General features: G+C 64.1%; 1 protein-coding gene. It reads left to right on the top strand.

Annotated features, from left to right (window positions below; all coding sequences use genetic code 11):
* The first annotated feature begins 61 nt into the window (after positions 1-61).
* Positions 62-1,209, top strand: a protein-coding gene (locus FBZ90_RS27655) for an IS3 family transposase (protein WP_420872625.1) whose coding sequence is annotated in 2 segments (ribosomal slippage) — positions 62-326 and positions 326-1,209 — 1,149 coding nt in all. Because the reading frame shifts where the segments join, the coding sequence is not laid out codon by codon here.
* Positions 1,210-1,249 lie beyond the last annotated feature (40 nt).

Below are 1,249 nucleotides of genomic sequence, written 5' to 3'. Positions count from 1 at the left end.
TGGGCTGCTGCCGGCTTGGATGACACCGGGATAAGGTGTTGATCCAACCGGAGGACCTGACTTGGAGCGCAAACAGTACAGCCGCGAATTCAAGGTTGAAGCGGTAAGGTTAATCGAGGAACGAGGTGTCAGCGTGGCGCAGGCAGCGCGGGATCTTGGGGTCCATGTGACGCTGCTGCGCAAGTGGGCGCGGTCGCTTGGCAAGGAAGGGAAGGATGCGTTCCCTGGACACGGGCGGCGGACGCCGGAACAGGAGGAGATCGACCGGCTTCGGCGGGAAGTGGCCCGTCTGAAGGCGGAACGGGACATCCTAAAAAAAGCGGCGGCCTACTTCGCGAAGGACAGCCTATGAGGTTCGCCTTCATCGCGAAGCACCGGGGGATCTGGCCGGTCGCGTGGATGTGCGAGGCGCTCGGTGTCTCGCGTGGTGGGTTCCATGCCTGGCTGGGCCGGCCGCCGTCCCGGCGTTCGCGCCTGGACACGGAGGTTGGCGAGCGGGTCAAGGCGAGCTTCCTGGCCAGCGATCGGACCTACGGCGCCCGGCGTGTCCGGCACGACCTGCTGGCGGAAGGGATCGCCTGCGGCCTGCATCGTGTGGAACGGCTGATGCGCCAGCGGGGACTACGCGCCCGGCCGCGCCGGCGTGGTCTTCCCAAGGATGCGGGCGAACGATCCGTCATCGCCGGCAACGTGCTGGACCGGCAGTTCAACGCCGGCGGCCCAAACCAGAAATGGGTGGCGGACTTCACCTACATCTGGACGGCCGAGGGCTGGCTGTATGTGGCCGCCGTCATCGACCTCTATTCCCGCCGCGTCGTCGGCTGGTCGATGAGCGACACCATGACTGCCCAGTTGGTCGCCGATGCATTGGTCATGGCCTTATGGCGACGGGGAAAACCCAGGGCGGTGCTGCATCATTCCGACCAGGGCAGCCAATACACCAGCCAGCAGTTCCAGCGCCTGCTCACCGACAACGGCATCACCTGTTCCATGAGCCGGGCGGGCAACGTATGGGATAATGCCGCCATGGAAAGCTTCTTCTCGTCACTCAAAGCCGAACGGGTGGCCAGGGCGGTCTATCAGTCGAGGAACCAGGCCAGAGCCGACGTCTTCGACTACATCGAACGCTTCTATAATCCGACACGCAGACATTCGACCCTGGGCTACCTCAGCCCGGTCGACTTCGAACGAAACGCTGGGGTAGCTTAATCGAGCTTATCCCGGTGTCATCCAAGCCGGCAGCAGCCCA

The sequence above is a fragment of the Nitrospirillum pindoramense genome, assembly GCF_007827955.1.
Lineage (GTDB): Bacteria > Pseudomonadota > Alphaproteobacteria > Azospirillales > Azospirillaceae > Nitrospirillum > Nitrospirillum amazonense_B.
The sequence above is the reverse complement of the archived record's forward strand: the minus strand, read 5'-3'. Positions and strand labels throughout refer to the sequence as shown.